Source organism: Ruegeria sp. N11 (assembly GCF_056531525.1).
The window spans coordinates 18,399-34,741 of the sequence record NZ_JBQFLX010000014.1 but is presented as its reverse complement, the minus strand read 5'-3'; the positions used below and the strand labels follow the sequence as shown (position 1 = coordinate 34,741).

Genomic DNA, 16,343 nt, shown 5'->3' with positions numbered 1-16,343 from the left:
GGTCCTTCCGGTATAATCCAGAGCGCCGCTTGTTACGTGAGTGAGCGAGTGAGAAAAATTATGGGCACCCCGATACCCCATAATTTAGTGCTTTTAATGTGTATCGCAAGTATGCAATTCGCCGAATATAGGGGGTGTAATGGTTAATTCTTCGTTAATCGCGGTTGTAGCGCTGGGCGCCAATCTCAGTCTGAGAGGAGCCGCGCCAGAAATGACCCTACGTCAATCTCTGGATGCGCTGGCGCATCGGGGCGTGGTGATTCGCTCTGTCAGCCGCTTTTTTGCGACCCCCTGTTTTCCCGCCGGTGCGGGTCCAGATTACGTCAATGCCGCGGCTTTGATCGAAACGGATCTGGCACCGGAAGACCTGCTTCAGATCCTGCACGAGGTCGAGCATGAGTTCGGGCGCGAACGCGCGCAGCGCTGGGGAATGCGGACGCTGGATCTGGATCTGGTCTGTTACGGCGACCAGGTGCATCCGGACCGGGCGGAGCATGACAGCTGGCGCACCCTGCCGACGCAGGACCAGGCCCGTCAGGCTCCCGACCGTCTGATCCTGCCGCACCCACGCCTTCAGGACCGGGCTTTCGTGCTGGTTCCGATGGCGGACGTGGTGCCCGACTGGCAGCATCCCGTACTGGACCGGACAGTGACCGAGATGGTCGCAGCTCTGCCGCCTGAAGATGTTGCGCAGGTTACGCCGCTGTGATCCGCGCATTTTCGGTATTTCCCGCTTGTCAATGCCGGGATTCGCGCTTAGATAATCCCCTTCCTGACATGGATTCAGTAACGGAGAGCGCTCAATGGCCCGCGTGACGGTTGAAGACTGCGTAGACAAGGTACCGAACCGGTTCGAACTGGTGATGCTTGCCGCCCATCGTGCGCGCGAGATTTCCGCCGGTGCGTCGATCACCGTGGATCGCGACAACGACAAGAACCCCGTCGTGTCGCTGCGCGAGATTGCCGACGAAACCCAAAGCGCGGATGACCTGCGCGAGCGCCTGATCGAAGCCAACCAGACCCAGATCGAGGTTGATGAGCCGGAAGAAGATCAGATGGCGCTGCTGATGGGTGCGGAATCGGACAAGCCTGCCGATGACGACATGTCGGAAGAAAAGCTCCTGCGCGCTCTGATGGAGGCACAGGGTCAGGGGTAAGCCCAAAGAATGAGGGTGCGGACCGGATGATTTCTGCTGACGACCTGATTGCGCTGGTCCGCAACTACAACCCAAAGACAAATGCTGATCGCATCGCCCGCGCCTATGAGTTCGGGATGCAGATGCACGAAGGGCAGTTCCGCCATTCCGGCGAGCCCTATTTTTCCCATCCCGTTGCCGTTGCCGCCATCCTGACCGAACAGCGTCTGGATGATGCAACGATCATCACGGCGCTGCTTCACGACACGATCGAAGACACCAAAGCCAGCTATGGCAAGGTCTCGGAACTGTTCGGCGATGAGGTCGCCAAACTGGTCGACGGCGTCACCAAGCTGACCAACCTGCAGCTTTCCAGCCGCGAAACAAAGCAGGCCGAGAATTTCCGCAAGCTGTTCATGGCCATGTCCAAGGACCTGCGGGTCATTCTGGTCAAGCTGGCTGACCGACTGCACAACATGCGCACCATAAAGGCGATGCGCCCGGAAAAGCAGGTGCAGAAAGCGCGCGAGACGATGGATATCTATGCGCCGCTCGCAGGCCGCATGGGGATGCAGTGGATGCGCGAGGAACTCGAAGACCTCGCCTTCCGCGTCCTGAACCCCGAAGGCCGCCAGTCGATCATTCGCCGCTTCATCACCCTGCAACGCGAAACCGGCGACGTGATCCACCGCATCACCGGCGACATGCGGCATGAGCTGGAAAAGGCGGGCATCGAGGCCGAGGTCTTTGGCCGCGCCAAGAAACCCTATTCGATCTGGCGCAAGATGCAGGAAAAGGATCAGGGCTTCTCGCGCCTCTCGGACATCTACGGATTCCGCATCATCACGCCCAGCGAGGAAGATTGCTATCGCACCCTTGGGGCCATTCACCAGCGCTGGCGCGCGGTGCCCGGTCGGTTCAAGGATTATATCAGCCAGCCCAAATCGAACGGCTATCGCTCGATCCACACCACGGTTTCGGGGCGTGACGGCAAACGGGTCGAAGTTCAGATTCGCACCCGCCAGATGCATGACGTTGCCGAAACCGGTGTCGCCGCGCACTGGTCCTATCGCGATGGGGTGCGCTCGGAAAACCCGTTTGCAGTCGACCCGGCCAAATGGATCGCCAATCTGACCGAACAATTCGACAACGAGGAAGATCACGAAGACTTCCTCGAAGCGGTCAAGCTCGAGATGTATTCCGACCAGGTGTTCTGCTTCACCCCCAAGGGTGACGTGGTGAAACTGCCGCGCGGGGCGACACCGATCGACTTTGCCTATGCAATTCATACCCGCATCGGGCATGCCTGCGTGGGGGCAAAGGTCGATGGTATCCGGGTGCCGCTGTGGACCCGGCTCAAGAACGGACAGTCGGTGGACATCATCACCGCCGATGGCCAGACGCCGCAGGTCACATGGCTGGAGATTGCCGTCACCGGCAAGGCGCGCACTTCGATCCGTCGTGCCCTGCGCGAGGTTGACCGCGAGCGGTTCATCAAACTGGGCAAGGAACTGGCCCGCGCCGGGTTCGAACATGTGGGCCGCAAGGCCACCGACAAGGCGCTGGACACCGCCGCCAAGCACCTGCGCCTCAAGGACCGCCATGAATTGCTGGCCCGTCTCGGCAGCGCCGAACTGACCGCGCACGAGGTGGTCAGCGCCGTCTATCCCGAACTGACCCAAGACGACGGCGATGCCATCCCGCTGCGCCGCGCGGTCATCGGGCTTGAGGCGGGGCAGAAATTCGACCGCGCGCCCTGCTGCCAGCCGCTGCCGGGTGAACGCATCGTTGGCATCACCTATCGTGGCAAGGGCGTGGTGGTCCATGCCATCGACTGCGACCGGCTGTCCGAATTCGAGGATGAGCCCGAGCGTTGGGTTGATCTGCACTGGCATCACGGCACCCATCAGGCGGTTTATGGCGCGACACTTGATCTGACCATCGGCAATGATGCCGGTGTGCTGGGGCGAATCTGCACATTGATCGGCGAGAAAAAGGCTAATATCTCGAACCTGGAATTTGTCGACCGAAAACCGGATTTTTACCGCCTGCTGATCAATGTCGAACTGCGTGATCTGGAGCAGTTGCATTCGCTGATGCTGATGCTCGAAGCGGAAAGCGACGTTGCCGCGGTGGAGCGTTTCAGGGATCGGACTAAAACCGCAGTGGCGGCTGGTTGAGAGAGGGTGATCACGAGTGGTTTTCAAGCGCCGAGACCGACGCTCGCCTGCCCGGATCGCTTCGGAATTTGTCTATCCCCGTGGGGGCTGGACCCGTGCCTTTCACTATGTCAAACACCGCGTCCGTCGCCTGCCTGACACGCCTGAACGCATTGCGCGCGGTATCGGGGCAGGGGTCTTTGCCGCATTCACCCCTTTCTATGGTCTGCACTTTCTGGTCGCGGCGGTCGGCGCGCGGCTGATCAACGGCAATATCCTGGCCTCCCTCAGCGGTACGTTTTTCGGCAATCCTCTGACTTATGTCCCCATCGGTGTGATCTGCCTACAAACCGGGCATTTCCTGCTGGGAACCGAGTTCGAAAAAAGCGAAACCCGGGGTCTGATGGGCAAGTTCGCCGATGCCATGGGCGATCTGAAGGACAATTTCTTCGCGATGTTCACCGACCGGGTCGCAGACTGGGACGGACTGAGTATCTTCTATAGCGAGGTATTTTATCCCTACATGATCGGCGGCGTCCTGCCGGGCCTTCTGGCCGGGATAATCTGCGGGTATCTCAGCCTCCCGCTGATCCGCAAATACCAGCAGCGCCGCCGGGCGAAGATCAAGGCGAAATTTGAAGAAATCAAACGGCTGGCCGGCGCAAAGACTGCAGTTCCCGAAACAAAGCCTCTAGGCTCGGGCCAAAACCAGAAAAAGGAATCGCGTGATGTCTGACAACTATCTGCGTCTGGGCGTGAATATCGACCACGTGGCCACCGTGCGCAACGCACGTGGTGGGGACTATCCCGACCCTCTGCGCGCCGCAAGGATCGCGGAAGAGGCGGGCGCGGACGGCATCACCGCGCATTTGCGCGAAGACCGCCGCCATATCTCGGACGCCGATATCGACGGGCTGATGGAGGTTCTGTCAGTGCCCTTGAATTTCGAAATGGCCGCGACCGACGAAATGCAGAAAATTGCCCTGCGCCACAAACCGCACGCAGTGTGTATTGTCCCGGAAAAGCGCGAGGAACGCACCACCGAAGGCGGGCTCGAAGTCGCGCGCGAGGAAAACAAGCTGGCCCATTTCATCGCCCCCCTGCGCGATGTCGGTTGCCGCGTGTCGATCTTCATCGCCGCCGACAAGCGCCAGATCGACGCCGCCCACCGTATCGGTGCCGAGGTGATCGAACTGCATACCGGCGCCTATTGCGATTTCCACGCCGAAGGCCGAATGGAAGACGCCGCGCGCGAGCTGGAAGCGCTGCGCGAGATGTCCACATACGCCCATTCGCTGGGGCTTGAAGTTCACGCGGGCCATGGCCTGACCTATGAATCGGTCAAACCAGTTGCCGCTTTCCCCGAGGTGCGCGAACTCAATATCGGCCATTTCCTGATCGGCGAGGCGATTTTCCGGGGCCTCACCCCAGCGATTGCCGAGATGCGCCGCCTGATGGACGAGGCGCGCGCATGATCACGCCCGCCTTTGTCGCCATCTGGTTTGCCTGGCTGATGGCCGGCGGCTCTCCTGGTCCGGCGACGATGGGCATCGCGAGCACCGCGATGAACGAAGGCCGCCGCGCCGGGCTGGTCTTTGCCTTGGGCATCTGCGCCGGGTCCGCTGCATGGGGCATCGCCGCCGCGCTGGGGCTGTCGGCGATCATGCTGGCCAATGTCTTGGTATTCGAGGTGATCCGTTACATCGGCGTGGCCTATCTGGGCTGGCTGGCCCTCAAGGCCCTGCGCCGCGCCTTGTCCGCGGATGAGGTCGCGCTGGGCAACCCGATCCGCGGCTCGCTGCAAGCCATATTCGCCAAAGGTGCCGCCATCAACCTGACCAACCCCAAGGCGATCCTCAGCTGGGGCTCGATCTACGCCATCGTCGCGCCCAACGACGCCAGCCTTTCCATGCTGCTGGGCTATTTCGGCATGCTTTACGCAGGCTCACTGCTGATCTTCATCGGCTACGCCTTCCTGTTCTCCTCCGAACGCACGGTCCGCGCCTATCGCCGCGCCCGTCGCTGTTTCGATCTGGCCTTTGCCGGGTTCTTTGGCGTGGCGAGCTGCAAGATTTTGACGGTGAGGTTGGCGTGATGGACATAACTGCACTTTTGGCCACTGCGGCAGCGTTTTTCATTGTTGCTGTCTCGCCCGGCCCGGCTAATATTTCTAATGCAGCGATTGCAATGAAACACGGCCGTAGAACCAGTCTGATCTACGGTTTCGGGCTTTCGTCCGGTTTGGTCTTTTGGGGATCGGTCGCGGCTAGCGGCATGGGGGCCGTGTTGCAAACCTCGCTCTACCTGCTCATTACGTTGAAGATTCTGGGCGGGTTGTATCTGCTGTGGCTGGCCTGGCAATCCTTCAAATCGGCGATGCAGCCGATTGAACAGCCAAAAACTACTGCGAATGGCGGCAATTGGTATTTGCGAGGTTTGATTCTGAACCTGTCAAACCCGAAATCCGTCATCGCCTGGATGGCCGCCCTTTCGGTGGGGCTGGGACCCGACGATGGCTTACTGAATCTGGCGCTTGCCACACTGACTTGTATGGTCGTCGGCTTTGCCAACAATGCGGCATATTCGGTTGTTTTCTCGTTCGATGGAATGATGCAGGGATACCGCCGCTGTCGTCGCTGGATTGATGGCGCTGCGGCTGGTCTGTTTGCGTTGGGCGGGTTCGGATTGATCAGATCGGCGTTTGCCAGATGATCCTCGGCATCGGCACAGACCTCGCAAACATAGACCGCATCCAGGGCACGCTCGACCGGTTCGGCGACCGGTTCCGCAACCGTGTCTTCACCGAAACCGAACAGCGCAAGGCCGAACGCCGCGCCGACACCGCGGGCACTTATGCCAAGCGCTGGGCCGCAAAAGAGGCGTGTTCCAAGGCGCTGGGCACCGGTCTGCGCATGGGCATTGCGTGGAAGGACATGGCCGTGACCAATCTGCGCACCGGCCAGCCCGTTATGCATGTCACCGGCTGGGCTGCCGAACGGCTGAAGGAAATGACCCCTCCGGGGCACGAGGCCATCATCCACGTCACCCTGACGGACGACCACCCCTGGGCGCAGGCGTTTGTTGTGATCGAGGCGCGCCCCGTTCAAGATCGCCCCGCGCAGCCTTGACTTGCCCCCACCCGACCCGCATGAAGCACCCCAACAAACCAAGGACCGGAGAGCAGTATGGCCGAGGAAGCCAAATCAGGTAACGCCGTCTGGGAGACGATCAAAACCATCGTCTATGCCCTGCTGATCGCGGGCATTTTCCGCACCCTGTTCTTTCAGCCCTTCTGGATCCCGTCCGGCTCGATGAAACCCACCTTGCTGATCGGCGACTTCCTGTTCGTGAACAAGATGGCCTACGGCTACTCCTACGCGTCCTGCCCCAGCGTGATCATTCCCAGCGTCGGTCTGAACATCGATGCCGAGGATATCTGCGGCTGGATGCAGGGGGATGACAATACGCGCATCTGGGGCGGCGAGCCCGATCGCGGCGATGTCATCGTCTTCCGCCACCCCGTCACAGGGCGCGATTTCATCAAACGGCTGATCGGCCTGCCCGGCGACCGCATTCAGGTCCGCGACGGGGTAATCATTCTGAACGGCACTCCCGTGCAGCAAACCCCCGACGGCGTGTTCACCGAAATCGCCGAACCGCAAGGCCCGCAGGGTCTGCGCCCGCGCTGCGAAAACGGCCCTGTCGGCATTGGTGGTGCCTGTGAAAAAAGCCGCCTGATCGAAACCCTGCCGAACGGTGCTTCCTACGAGGTGCTGAACATCCGCAATCAGGGGTCCGACAACACCGGCATCTACACGGTGCCCGAAGGCCACTATTTCTTCATGGGCGACAACCGCGACAATTCCAGCGACAGCCGCGTGCCACAGTCCGCAGGCGGCGTCGGCTATGTTCCTTATGAAAACCTGATCGGCCGCGCCGACCGGATTATGTTCTCGTCCGCGGGCCGTTCGATGCTGTTCTTCTGGACCTGGCGGGGCGACCGCTTCTTCAAGGCGGTCAATTGAAGCTTTCAGCCGAAATAAAAGCCTTCCAGCAGCGTTTGGGGTACGAGTTCAAAAACCCCGAAATTCTGCTGCGCGCGCTGACCCACGGATCGGTGTCCTCGACGACCCGGCCCGACAATCAGCGGCTCGAGTTTCTGGGCGACCGGGTCCTGGGCTTGGTGATGGCCACCGCATTGCTTGAGGCGGACAAAAATGCCTCCGAAGGCCAACTGGCCCCGCGCTTCAACGCACTTGTCCGCAAAGAGGCCTGCGCCGACGTGGCCCGCCAAATCGATCTGGGCGCGGTCCTGAAATTGGGCCGGTCCGAGATGCTGTCCGGCGGGCGCCGCAAACAGGCCTTGCTGGGCGACGCGATGGAGGCGGTGATCGCCGCTGTCTACCGCGATGCGGGGTTTGAGGCTGCCCGCGATGTCATCCTCGCGCTCTGGGGCGATCGTATTCACAAGGTCGAGGCGGACGCCCGCGACGCGAAAACCGCGCTGCAGGAATGGGCGCAGGCCCGCGGTCAAAAGCCGCCCGCTTACGTCGAAGTCAAGCGCAGCGGTCCTGATCACGCCCCGGTCTTCACCATTGCCGCCCGTCTGCAGGACGGAACCGAAGCGCAGGCTACGGCCGGATCAAAGCGGCAGGCGGAACAGGCTGCAGCTAAGGCGCTGCTGGAAAATCTCGCGAAATAACCCGACAGGGATCCGTCTTCATCTGGCCGAAAATATCTCGGGGGTGAGCCCGGATGACATCCGGGCGAGGGGGCTGGCCCCCTACCGGTCGGATTGGCGCGGCCGATCCGACGCTTAGACCACCCGGATATACGCGGTCAGCCCGGTTTTCTGATGCTCGATTACATGGCAATGAAATGCCCAGTCGCCGGGATTGTCGGCGACCAGCGCGATCTCGGCCACCTCGTCCTTCAGCAACAGCATCGTGTCGGTCATCAGGGGTGGAAGTTGGCGCAGGTTCGATTTCAGCGGCACAAAGGCCAGCCCATGCAGGTGGATCGGATGCAGATTGGGCGATTCATTGCGCAGCCGAAGCACATAGGTTTTGCCCATTTCCAATGTGGCCAGCGGGCCGACACCCTGGGCCGCATCGCCGGGCCACGGGGTCCTGTTGACCGACCAAAAATTGTAACCCAGCGAACCGCAGAACCCGTTATTGGGCGCGCCGCCCTCGGGTGTCCAGCCAAAGACGAATTCGTGCACCTCGGCCCGCACCAGATCCGGCCTGGCGACCGGGTTGATGGGCAGGGGGCGCAGGTCCCGCAAGTCCCGCGAAAGCGTTGCTCCGACAGACCGCAGTCGCGCCATGGCAACCGGTGCACTTCCCGGCAGTTTCGCCATCAGATCGACGGTTCGCCCCTCACCGGCAGGCATCGCAACGGCAAAGTCGACCCGTTGGCCGGGACCGACCAGCAACGGGTCTTCCACGCTTGGCATCGGCAGCGCGATTTCGACCGGATGACCATCTCAGGCGATAATCCGCGCCTCGGCCCCGGCCAGATGCAGTTTGTAGATGCGGGTCGTATCCGAATTGAGAACCCGCAGCCGCACCAGGCTGCCCGCCGCATGATCATAGGCCGGCCCCGTCAGCCAGTTCGCCGTCTGAACATTCCCGAACGTACCCGCCCGCGCGGCCCCGCGCGCGGTAAAGGCAGGCAGAAACTGCCCGTCCTCGCCCAGACGGAAATCCCGCAGGTTGATCACTTGCTCACTGTCAAAGCCGGGGTCTTCGGCCTCGGCGATGACCATCACCCCGGTCAGCCCATGGGCCATCTGCTCCATCGTCATGCAATGGGGGTGGTACCAATACGTCCCCGCGTCCGGGGGTGTGAACTCATAGGTAAAGACCTCATCCGTTCCGATCGGCATCTGGGTCAGATAAGGCACCCCGTCCATCTGGTTGGCAATCCGCATCCCGTGCCAGTGCATGGCGGTGTAATCTGGCAGAGTGTTGCGCACCGGCAGGCGCATCACCTCACCCTGCGTGCCATACAGAACCGGCGGCGGTGCGTCGGGTGAGAGGCTGACCATGCCCGTGGTCAACTGATCCTTTAGCGCAAAGCTGGCCGGTTGAATGACCAGTTCCTGCCCGCCTGCTGCCAGTCCCAATCCACCCAGACTCAGTGCGCCTGCGGCAGCCCCGCTGCCCAAAAGAAACTCACGGCGTTTCATATGTGCCTCATTTTCGGATTTGATCGCCTGGCTGGGTTCGGCTGAGCGCACGGTATTCGTGCCATCCCGGACGCATGGCGGCAATGCGACAAATCCCTCTGGCCCGCATGGCCAATCTGCTATAGGGATGCGCAGTTGCAAACAGGATCGCATTGAACATGACCACACGCGCCGGATTTATCGCCCTGATCGGAGAGCCCAACGCAGGCAAATCCACCCTGCTGAACCGCATGGTCGGGGCGAAGGTTTCCATCGTGACACACAAGGTGCAGACCACCCGTACCCGAATTCGCGGCGTGGCGATGGAAGGCGACGCGCAACTGGTCTTTGTCGACACGCCGGGCCTGTTCAAGCCCCGCCGCCGCCTGGACCGCGCCATGGTCGCCGCCGCTTGGGGCGGGGCGGCGGACGCTGATGTCGTCGTGCTGATGGTCGAGGCCCATCGCGGCATCACCGAAGGGGTCGAGCGTATCCTCGAAGGTCTCGAGGAGATCGGTCAGGGCCGCACCGTCGCGCTGGCCATCAACAAGATCGACAAGGTGCCGTCCGAGAAACTTCTGACCCTGACAAGCGACCTGAACGCGCGCTATCCGTTTGCTGAAACCTTCATGATTTCGGCGGAAAAGGGCCATGGCGTCGATGACCTGCGCAAATGGCTGGCCTCGGAACTGCCCGAAGGTCCTTGGCTTTACCCCGAGGATCAGATCGCCGATCTGCCCCTGCGCATGATCGCCGCCGAGATGACGCGCGAGAAACTGACCCTGCGCCTGCATCAGGAACTGCCGTACCAGCTGACCGTCGAGACCGAGAACTGGGAAGAACGCAAGGACGGTTCCGCCAAAATCGATCAGGTCATCTATGTCATGCGCGATGGCCACAAGGGCATCGTGCTGGGCAAGCGCGGCGAGACGATCAAGGCCGTCAGCCAGGCCGCGCGGGCAGAGTTGGAAGAGTTCCTCGACCGCAAGATCCACCTGTTCCTGCAGGTAAAAGTCCGGCCCAACTGGCTTGAAGAATCCGAACGCTATTCGGAAATGGGCCTGGATTTCAAAGACGGCAACGCATGACCCGTCTGACGGCGGAATTCTGGGTCCATGCCTATCTGGCACGACTTCGCTTTCAGGAAATTCCTGCCTTCGTCGTGGCCCATGGCGACGACACGGCAGGCGCGGTGCTGATCAAGCTGAACACGCTTGACGGGCAGGCCACGGCCTTCCAGCGCAGCTTTGATCTGATGAGCGGCGAACGCAAATGGGTCGAACTGTCCGGCGGCCCCGAGCCGGACGTGGACGCCGCCATCCAGCGCCAGCGCAGCTTTGACCCCGACCTCTGGGTGATCGAGGTCGAGGACCGGCAGGGTCGGCACCTGTTGGGGGAAGAGGGGTTGGAATGATCCCTGCTTCGAAGGGTCTTTGACGCGCGGATCAAAGCGTCTATTTTGGACCCGCACCTGGCCAGAACGGACTGGCCTATCCGTGAAACAACACAAGACGATGAGGTGTTTGCGTGGCTGAAACACTCGCTGAGAAACTGGAAAAATCCGAGCTTGGCCTCTGGATGCAGCGGTTCGAGGGCTTCATGGTTTTCGTCGGAGTCTTCGGCCCGTTCGCTACCCTTCCGCAATTGATTAAGCTTTACTTTACTCACTCCCAGCACGCCACCGGTCAGTCACTGCTTTCGTGGTCGCTCTATGCCGGTCTGTCGTTTCTGTGGTTCGCCTATGGGCTGGTGGTCGGCAAACTGCCGATTTACGTGGGCAACGGCATCTCCATGGTGCTGAATCTGCTCATGGTCATCGGCATCCTGATCCACGCGGGCGTGACGTTCTGACCCCGCATACTGTGGAACCACTCTGGCCTTACCACCCGCCGCTTTTCTGCGTGATATCGTGCCCGGTGGCGCTGAGCGTATCACCGGCAAACATTTTCACCTTGGGCGCAAACGCCTGAAAATATGGCTGCGATTGCACATGGGCCAATGTCTCGGCACTGTCCCAGCGTCCCCAGTGAAACCGAGACACACCATCATCGGCCACCGCAACCTGATAGGCGAATTTCCCTGCGGCCTCGGGGTCGGCGTCGATCGCCGCGATGAACGTGTTTATGGCTTCCAGCCATTCAGTCTCGTCGCCATCGTAGCGATATGTGATTGTAATTCCGCGCATCGGATCTCATCCTTATTTAACTCTAATGTTAATTAGAGAGTGATATCGCCTGCGCGTCAAGCTTTCATGGTTGCGGTCCAGACCCGCCACAGGTCAAATGGGCACAGCAAACGGCACGGGGCCCATTTGGACTGGCGCGATCACGGCATACTTCTGACCTCTCGCCGCCATGGCGAAACGGCGGCGATTATCGAGGTCTTTACCCAGACCCATGGACGTCATGCCGGTGTCGTACGTGGCGGGGCCAGCCGCAAGATTGCGCCGATCCTGCAGCCCGGCGCGCAGCTGGATGTGCTGTGGCGGGCGCGGCTTGAAGAACATATCGGAACCTTTCAGGTCGAACCCCTTCGGTCGCGCGCGGCGGCGGCCTTTTCAGGACGTCTGGCGCTGGCCGGGCTGAACACGGTTTTGTCGCTTCTGTCCTTCTGCCTGCCCGAGCGGGAACCGCATCCGGGCATCTACCAACAAACCGAACAACTGATGGACCTGCTGGGGCAGGATGACATCTGGCCACTGGCCTATCTGCGCTGGGAACTGGCCCTGCTGGAAGAGCTGGGTTTTGGCCTCGACCTGTCGGCCTGTGCGGCAACCGGCGCAACCGAAGGGTTGATCTATGTCTCGCCGAAATCGGGCCGCGCCGTCAGTGCCGCCGGCGCCGGAGAATGGGCCGACCGATTGTTGCCGCTGCCCCCCTGCCTGCGAGGCGAAGGACAGGCACCGGATGCCGAGATCGTCGAAGGGCTGAAAACAACGGGCTATTTTCTGGAACACCGCGTGGCGCCTGCACTGGGCCACCACCCCTTGCCAGCGGCCCGGGCGCGGTTTCTGGATCAGCTCACTCGACGGCTTTGAACACCATCTCGTGCCCGTCCTCATTGCGCAGGATCAGCACGTCGCCCGACACCTCGGATTGGGTCATCGCCAGCAGGGCCGCGAAATAAAACCCTTCGGCCTCAAGCCCCGCACAGGCCGCGCGGGTTGCGTTCAGGTCCGTGACCTCGAACCACGGATAAGGCGCGTTCAAGGTGCCGCTGTAGCTGTTGCAAGGCGCGTTGCCTTCGATCCTGCCCTCTTCGGGGAACCGCAGCAGAGCGCTGGCTTCAAAAGACTGCCCGTCAATTTCCTGCAAGGTCCATGTGCGGTCCGCCGCGCCATATGCGGCCACGGATTCGTCCTTGTCGCATTGCAGCAAGGCCAGCAGGGGCAGAGTCAGGATCAGCCGTGTCATACCGGTGTCTTATCCTTTTGCGGACGGTGGCGAAACCTGCGCGGTCCGGATCAATAAGGAATCTCGCCGCTCAGCAATTCAGCGCGCACCTCGCTTCGGGGTCTCCAGTTGTACTTGGTATCCTTGCGCACCGGCGCCCAGTGCAAGGCGCCGCTGTTGCGCCACGGGTCCAGGATAATGCCGTCATACAACGACGCCCCCGTGGCGCTGATCGATGCCGAATGGTGGATGATCCGGAACGCCGTGGGCGGAGATGTGGCCCAGTTCAGGTCCAGCGTGCGGAAATCTTCCTGCCGCAGCCGCTTCGTCATGGCCTCGGCCCAGTCATTGCACAACCCATATTCGCGAAAACCGTTGATGACTTTGGCGTTGTGGATGATGGCCGGATCCTCGACCTGCCATTCCCGCGCCAGACGCTGCGAATAGGTGTAAGCGATTGTGGCGGCCTTTTGCGCCTCGGTCGGGTCAACGTCGGGCCCGAGGCCGCCGATCGCTTGCGCCAGCGCGTCGATGTCGCTTTGGCCTGCCGTCGGCTGCGTGGTCGCGCAGCCGCTCAGGGCGAGCGCGGCGATGGTTGCCCAAAGTGCAAAAAGTATTCTGGTCATTCTTTGTTTACCAACTGCCCGTGTGGTTCCGTCTGTTCCACGGGATGTTCTACCCCAGTTTCGCGCGGACTCAGAGGGGGAAATTTTCGTGCCCCAATTCAGTGCCACATTCTGGTGTGCACCCGGGTTCGCCAGGGTTTGCACATGTGCAAAACGAACAGCCGGAAGGTCCAGGCACGTACAAATCCGACAAAACAAGAAAAGACCCGGCGCAAGACCGGGTCCAGTTGGGGAAACAGAGATGCCGAAAACCGGTCAGCCGAGCAGACGTCGCGCGATAACCTGAGCTTGAATTTCGGCAGCTCCTTCGAAAATGTTCAGAATGCGCGCATCGCACAGCACGCGGCTGATCTTGTATTCCAGCGCAAAGCCGTTGCCGCCATGAATTTGCAGCCCGTTATCCGCTGCCGCCCACGCGACACGCGCGCCCAGCAGCTTGGCCATTCCGGCCTCAAGATCGCAGCGCTGGCCATGGTCTTTTTCCCAGGCGCTGAAATAGGTCAGCTGCCGCGCGATCATGATCTCGACCGCCATCATGGCCAGCTTGCCCGAAACACGCGGGAAGTTGATCAGAGATTTGCCAAACTGCTTGCGGTCCTGCGCGTATTGCATGGCAATATCCAGCGCGCATTGCGCCACACCTATGGCGCGTGCCGCCGTCTGGATACGCGCGGATTCGAAGGTTTCCATCAACTGCTTGAAGCCTTTTCCTTCTTCGCCGCCCAGCAGGTTCTCTCCCTTGACGTGGAAGCCGTCAAAACCCAGCTCGTATTCCTTCATGCCGCGATAGCCCAGCACCTCGATCTCACCGCCGGTCATGCCGGGGGTGGGGAAGGGGTTTTCATCCGTACCGGGCGTCTTTTCCGCCAGGAACATGGACAATCCGCGGTGATCGGTGGTGTCGGGATTGGTGCGCGCCAGCAGGGTCATCACATGGGTGCGCGCCGCATGCGTGATCCAGGTTTTGTTGCCGGTGATCTTGTAATCACCGTTCTCGTCCTTGACCGCACGGGTGCGCAGGCTGCCAAGGTCCGAGCCGGTGTTGGGTTCGGTGAACACGGCAGTCGGCAGAATCTCGGCGTTGGCGATCTTGGGCAACCATTGCGCCTTTTGCTCATCCGTGCCGCCCGCAATGATCAGTTCAGCCGCGATCTCGGACCGGGTCCCCAGTGAACCAACGCCGATATAGCCGCGTGACAGTTCCTCGGACACTACGCACATCGAGGCTTTGGATAGACCGAACCCACCGAATTCTTCGGGAATGGTCAGGCCAAATACGCCCATTTCCGCCAGTTCTTCAATGATCTCGATCGGGATCAGTTCATCCTTGAGGTGCCAGTCATGCGCGTTCGGCTCGACCTTTTCCTGCGCATATCGGCGGAACTGGTCGCGGATCATTTCAAGCTCTTCGTCCAGACCCGAAGCGCCGAACATGGTGGCGCCGGACTGATCCTGCATCAGCGCGACCAGACGGCTGCGTGCGGCCTGTGAATTGGCCTGTGCCATCAGGGTTTGAACTTCGGAACACTGGAACCCGGACAGCGCGTCCCAGCCGAGCCCCAGATCCTGCAGGCGCACAACCTCGCCCTGGTTCATCGGAATGCCGCCCGCGACCTGATGCAAGTATTCGCCAAAGGCGATCTGGTGTAGCAGCTGTTCGATTTCACCGAACTTGCCGTCGGCCTCCAGCGTTTCGGCCCAACGCTGCATCTGTTGCAGGGATTGATTATAGGTGGCCAGCCATGCAAGGCCGTGCGCGGCGGTCTGGTTGGCTTCGATCAGTGCCCCCGAAATCTTACCATCAGCGCTGACCATACCGCGGACGGATTCCCGCGCCCGTTCAAAAACCGTCTCGACCGCCGGAACGGCAGCTCGGGTCAGGGTCAGCAGATCGGGCAAAATCGCAGGTGTCGTCATCTGGGTCATATCCTGTCCGTCATGGGCCATGAATCACGTCCTTCTCTGGGTCGTCTGGTCATATCATGCTGCACGTGCAGCGCAACAAAAATACGAAATTTGCAGGTAAAAAGTTCAAAAATTACCCGATGAGTTTTGCAGTGCAGAGAAATCTGGGAATGGTATCAACGAGGCATGACATGGTTTTCAATACTCTCGACACAGGATCTGGCGCTGGCCGTTTCGATTGCCTTTCTTGCCGGTTGCATCAAGGGAATGGTCGGATTTGCCATGCCCATGGTTCTGGTTTCGGGGCTGAGCATCTTCCTGCCGCCCGAATGGGCCGTGGCCGGGCTGATCCTGCCAACTTTGGTCACAAACGGAGTTCAGGCGTTGCGCGAAGGTGTCCCCGCGGCGGTGTCGTCCATCCGACGGTTCCGTGTGTTTCTGATCGTGGGGCTGCTGTTTTTGTTGGCGGGTGCCCAACTGGTCAGCCTGGTTCCGCCGCGAACGTTGTTGCTGATGATCGGCGCACCGGTGACGTTCTTTGCGCTGATTCAGGTCTTGGGATCAAAGCTGACATTGTCGAAACCTTCAGCCTGGATTGAGGCGGCGATGGGTTCGGTTGCCGGTTTCGTGGGCGGCATGTCAGGCATCTGGGGGCCGCCGACCGTGATGTACCTGACGGCCCTCAACACGCCGAAGGCAGATCAGATGCGGGTTCAGGGCGTCGTTTACGGGTTGGGTGCGGTGGCGCTGGTTTTTGCCCACCTGGGATCAGGCATCCTGCGCATGGAAACGGCCGCATTTTCCGGTTTTCTGATCGCACCGGCGGTCATTGGGTTGTGGGCAGGGCTTAAATTCCAGGCACGGATTGATCAGGCTCGGTTCCGCAAGGTGACGTTGATCGTGTTGCTGATCGGCGGCCTGAATCTGCTTCGCCGGGGGCTGACGGGTTGAAG

General features: G+C 60.8%; 21 protein-coding genes. 15 read left to right on the top strand and 6 right to left on the bottom strand.

Features of this window, described 5'->3' with window-relative positions:
- Positions 1 to 139 precede the first annotated feature (139 nt).
- The 10 genes from folK to rnc all read left to right on the top strand — a co-directional run bounded on the left by folK (position 140) and on the right by rnc (position 7,997).
- Positions 140 to 709, top strand: coding sequence for a 2-amino-4-hydroxy-6-hydroxymethyldihydropteridine diphosphokinase (gene folK / locus ACR0J8_RS15400; protein ID WP_480890994.1), 570 nt, complete (start codon positions 140 to 142; stop codon positions 707 to 709).
- Positions 710 to 803: 94 nt separating this feature from the next.
- Positions 804 to 1,157: a DNA-directed RNA polymerase subunit omega gene (gene rpoZ, locus ACR0J8_RS15395; protein WP_170611935.1), complete on the top strand. Its 354-nt coding sequence runs from the start codon at positions 804 to 806 to the stop codon at positions 1,155 to 1,157.
- A 26-nt stretch (positions 1,158 to 1,183) separates the two neighbouring features.
- The gene (locus ACR0J8_RS15390; RefSeq protein WP_480526250.1) at positions 1,184 to 3,316 is read left to right on the top strand and encodes a RelA/SpoT family protein; all 2,133 of its coding nucleotides are present in this window, start codon (positions 1,184 to 1,186) and stop codon (positions 3,314 to 3,316) included.
- Between the two features lie 16 nt (positions 3,317 to 3,332).
- Positions 3,333 to 4,031 (top strand): DUF2062 domain-containing protein, encoded by a 699-nt coding sequence (locus ACR0J8_RS15385; protein WP_170611931.1) that lies wholly within the window; start codon positions 3,333 to 3,335, stop codon positions 4,029 to 4,031.
- Entirely contained in the window at positions 4,024 to 4,770 is a 747-nt protein-coding gene (locus tag ACR0J8_RS15380) for a pyridoxine 5'-phosphate synthase (protein ID WP_480526253.1), read from the top strand. Before ACR0J8_RS15385 ends, ACR0J8_RS15380 begins: the two co-directional genes overlap by 8 nt.
- Complete coding sequence (locus ACR0J8_RS15375) at positions 4,767 to 5,390, top strand: LysE family translocator (RefSeq protein ID WP_480526255.1); 624 nt, start codon at positions 4,767 to 4,769, stop codon at positions 5,388 to 5,390. The genes ACR0J8_RS15380 and ACR0J8_RS15375 overlap by 4 nt, the downstream gene beginning before the upstream one ends.
- Complete coding sequence (locus ACR0J8_RS15370) at positions 5,390 to 6,007, top strand: LysE family translocator (protein WP_480526257.1); 618 nt, start codon at positions 5,390 to 5,392, stop codon at positions 6,005 to 6,007. The genes ACR0J8_RS15375 and ACR0J8_RS15370 overlap by 1 nt, the downstream gene beginning before the upstream one ends.
- Entirely contained in the window at positions 6,004 to 6,423 is a 420-nt protein-coding gene (gene acpS, locus ACR0J8_RS15365; protein ID WP_480526259.1) for a holo-ACP synthase, read from the top strand. Before ACR0J8_RS15370 ends, acpS begins: the two co-directional genes overlap by 4 nt.
- A gap of 57 nt (positions 6,424 to 6,480) precedes the next feature.
- Entirely contained in the window at positions 6,481 to 7,320 is an 840-nt protein-coding gene (gene lepB, locus ACR0J8_RS15360; RefSeq protein ID WP_170681526.1) for a signal peptidase I, read from the top strand.
- Complete coding sequence (gene rnc, locus ACR0J8_RS15355; RefSeq protein ID WP_480890988.1) at positions 7,317 to 7,997, top strand: ribonuclease III; 681 nt, start codon at positions 7,317 to 7,319, stop codon at positions 7,995 to 7,997. Before lepB ends, rnc begins: the two co-directional genes overlap by 4 nt.
- 114 nt (positions 7,998 to 8,111) lie before the next feature.
- Here the strand turns inward: rnc and ACR0J8_RS15350 are convergent, their stop codons facing one another.
- Together ACR0J8_RS15350 and ACR0J8_RS15345 are read right to left on the bottom strand one after the other, a co-directional pair.
- Positions 8,112 to 8,753 carry a multicopper oxidase domain-containing protein gene (locus ACR0J8_RS15350; protein WP_480890985.1) on the bottom strand — a complete coding sequence of 214 codons (642 nt, stop codon included), beginning with the start codon at positions 8,751 to 8,753 and terminating at the stop codon, positions 8,112 to 8,114.
- 30 nt (positions 8,754 to 8,783) lie between these two features.
- A complete protein-coding gene (locus ACR0J8_RS15345; RefSeq protein ID WP_480890984.1) occupies positions 8,784 to 9,488 on the bottom strand; it encodes a multicopper oxidase family protein in 705 nt (234 codons plus the stop codon).
- Between the two features lie 158 nt (positions 9,489 to 9,646).
- On the opposite strand from ACR0J8_RS15345, the gene era reads away from it, so the two are divergent.
- From era to ACR0J8_RS15330, 3 genes are all read left to right on the top strand, one after another.
- Positions 9,647 to 10,555 carry a GTPase Era gene (era, locus tag ACR0J8_RS15340; protein ID WP_170815963.1) on the top strand — a complete coding sequence of 303 codons (909 nt, stop codon included), beginning with the start codon at positions 9,647 to 9,649 and terminating at the stop codon, positions 10,553 to 10,555.
- On the top strand, positions 10,552 to 10,881 hold the full coding sequence (locus tag ACR0J8_RS15335) for a DUF1491 family protein (RefSeq protein WP_170611913.1): 330 nt from the start codon (positions 10,552 to 10,554) through the stop codon (positions 10,879 to 10,881). The genes era and ACR0J8_RS15335 overlap by 4 nt, the downstream gene beginning before the upstream one ends.
- A gap of 113 nt (positions 10,882 to 10,994) precedes the next feature.
- Positions 10,995 to 11,318 (top strand): SemiSWEET transporter, encoded by a 324-nt coding sequence (locus tag ACR0J8_RS15330; protein WP_480890980.1) that lies wholly within the window; start codon positions 10,995 to 10,997, stop codon positions 11,316 to 11,318.
- A 28-nt stretch (positions 11,319 to 11,346) separates the two neighbouring features.
- Here the strand turns inward: ACR0J8_RS15330 and ACR0J8_RS15325 are convergent, their stop codons facing one another.
- Positions 11,347 to 11,652, bottom strand: coding sequence for a hypothetical protein (locus ACR0J8_RS15325; protein WP_480526266.1), 306 nt, complete (start codon positions 11,650 to 11,652; stop codon positions 11,347 to 11,349).
- Between the two features lie 126 nt (positions 11,653 to 11,778).
- Here ACR0J8_RS15325 and recO point away from each other — a divergent pair, with 126 nt between their 5' ends.
- Positions 11,779 to 12,504, top strand: coding sequence for a DNA repair protein RecO (recO, locus tag ACR0J8_RS15320; RefSeq protein WP_170815961.1), 726 nt, complete (start codon positions 11,779 to 11,781; stop codon positions 12,502 to 12,504).
- Here recO and ACR0J8_RS15315 read toward each other — a convergent pair.
- The 3 genes from ACR0J8_RS15315 to ACR0J8_RS15305 all read right to left on the bottom strand — a co-directional run bounded on the left by ACR0J8_RS15315 (position 12,488) and on the right by ACR0J8_RS15305 (position 15,432).
- Entirely contained in the window at positions 12,488 to 12,880 is a 393-nt protein-coding gene (locus ACR0J8_RS15315) for an META domain-containing protein (protein ID WP_170611905.1), read from the bottom strand. The genes recO and ACR0J8_RS15315 overlap by 17 nt on opposite strands.
- Positions 12,881 to 12,930: 50 nt before the next feature.
- Positions 12,931 to 13,485, bottom strand: coding sequence for a hypothetical protein (locus ACR0J8_RS15310; protein WP_480526268.1), 555 nt, complete (start codon positions 13,483 to 13,485; stop codon positions 12,931 to 12,933).
- A 255-nt stretch (positions 13,486 to 13,740) separates the two neighbouring features.
- On the bottom strand, positions 13,741 to 15,432 hold the full coding sequence (locus ACR0J8_RS15305; protein WP_480526270.1) for an acyl-CoA dehydrogenase family protein: 1,692 nt from the start codon (positions 15,430 to 15,432) through the stop codon (positions 13,741 to 13,743).
- 144 nt (positions 15,433 to 15,576) lie between these two features.
- Between ACR0J8_RS15305 and ACR0J8_RS15300 the strand changes: the two genes are divergently transcribed.
- The gene (locus ACR0J8_RS15300) at positions 15,577 to 16,341 is read left to right on the top strand and encodes a sulfite exporter TauE/SafE family protein (RefSeq protein WP_480526272.1); all 765 of its coding nucleotides are present in this window, start codon (positions 15,577 to 15,579) and stop codon (positions 16,339 to 16,341) included.
- Positions 16,342 to 16,343 lie beyond the last annotated feature (2 nt).

What these genes read in the sequence shown, in the direction of transcription:
- folK (WP_480890994.1), top strand. Translation starts at nt 140, where the DNA reads ATGGTTAATTCTTCGTTAATCGCGGTTGTAGCGCTGGGCGCCAATCTC.
- rpoZ (WP_170611935.1), top strand. Translation starts at nt 804, where the DNA reads ATGGCCCGCGTGACGGTTGAAGACTGCGTAGACAAGGTACCGAACCGG.
- ACR0J8_RS15390 (WP_480526250.1), top strand. Translation starts at nt 1,184, where the DNA reads ATGATTTCTGCTGACGACCTGATTGCGCTGGTCCGCAACTACAACCCA.
- ACR0J8_RS15380 (WP_480526253.1), top strand. Translation starts at nt 4,024, where the DNA reads ATGTCTGACAACTATCTGCGTCTGGGCGTGAATATCGACCACGTGGCC.
- ACR0J8_RS15375 (WP_480526255.1), top strand. Translation starts at nt 4,767, where the DNA reads ATGATCACGCCCGCCTTTGTCGCCATCTGGTTTGCCTGGCTGATGGCC.
- ACR0J8_RS15370 (WP_480526257.1), top strand. Translation starts at nt 5,390, where the DNA reads ATGGACATAACTGCACTTTTGGCCACTGCGGCAGCGTTTTTCATTGTT.
- acpS (WP_480526259.1), top strand. Translation starts at nt 6,004, where the DNA reads ATGATCCTCGGCATCGGCACAGACCTCGCAAACATAGACCGCATCCAG.
- lepB (WP_170681526.1), top strand. Translation starts at nt 6,481, where the DNA reads ATGGCCGAGGAAGCCAAATCAGGTAACGCCGTCTGGGAGACGATCAAA.
- ACR0J8_RS15350 (WP_480890985.1), bottom strand. Translation starts at nt 8,753, where the DNA reads ATGCCAAGCGTGGAAGACCCGTTGCTGGTCGGTCCCGGCCAACGGGTC.
- ACR0J8_RS15345 (WP_480890984.1), bottom strand. Translation starts at nt 9,488, where the DNA reads ATGAAACGCCGTGAGTTTCTTTTGGGCAGCGGGGCTGCCGCAGGCGCA.
- era (WP_170815963.1), top strand. Translation starts at nt 9,647, where the DNA reads ATGACCACACGCGCCGGATTTATCGCCCTGATCGGAGAGCCCAACGCA.
- ACR0J8_RS15335 (WP_170611913.1), top strand. Translation starts at nt 10,552, where the DNA reads ATGACCCGTCTGACGGCGGAATTCTGGGTCCATGCCTATCTGGCACGA.
- ACR0J8_RS15325 (WP_480526266.1), bottom strand. Translation starts at nt 11,652, where the DNA reads ATGCGCGGAATTACAATCACATATCGCTACGATGGCGACGAGACTGAA.
- ACR0J8_RS15315 (WP_170611905.1), bottom strand. Translation starts at nt 12,880, where the DNA reads ATGACACGGCTGATCCTGACTCTGCCCCTGCTGGCCTTGCTGCAATGC.
- ACR0J8_RS15310 (WP_480526268.1), bottom strand. Translation starts at nt 13,485, where the DNA reads ATGACCAGAATACTTTTTGCACTTTGGGCAACCATCGCCGCGCTCGCC.
- ACR0J8_RS15305 (WP_480526270.1), bottom strand. Translation starts at nt 15,432, where the DNA reads ATGGCCCATGACGGACAGGATATGACCCAGATGACGACACCTGCGATT.
- ACR0J8_RS15300 (WP_480526272.1), top strand. Translation starts at nt 15,577, where the DNA reads ATGACATGGTTTTCAATACTCTCGACACAGGATCTGGCGCTGGCCGTT.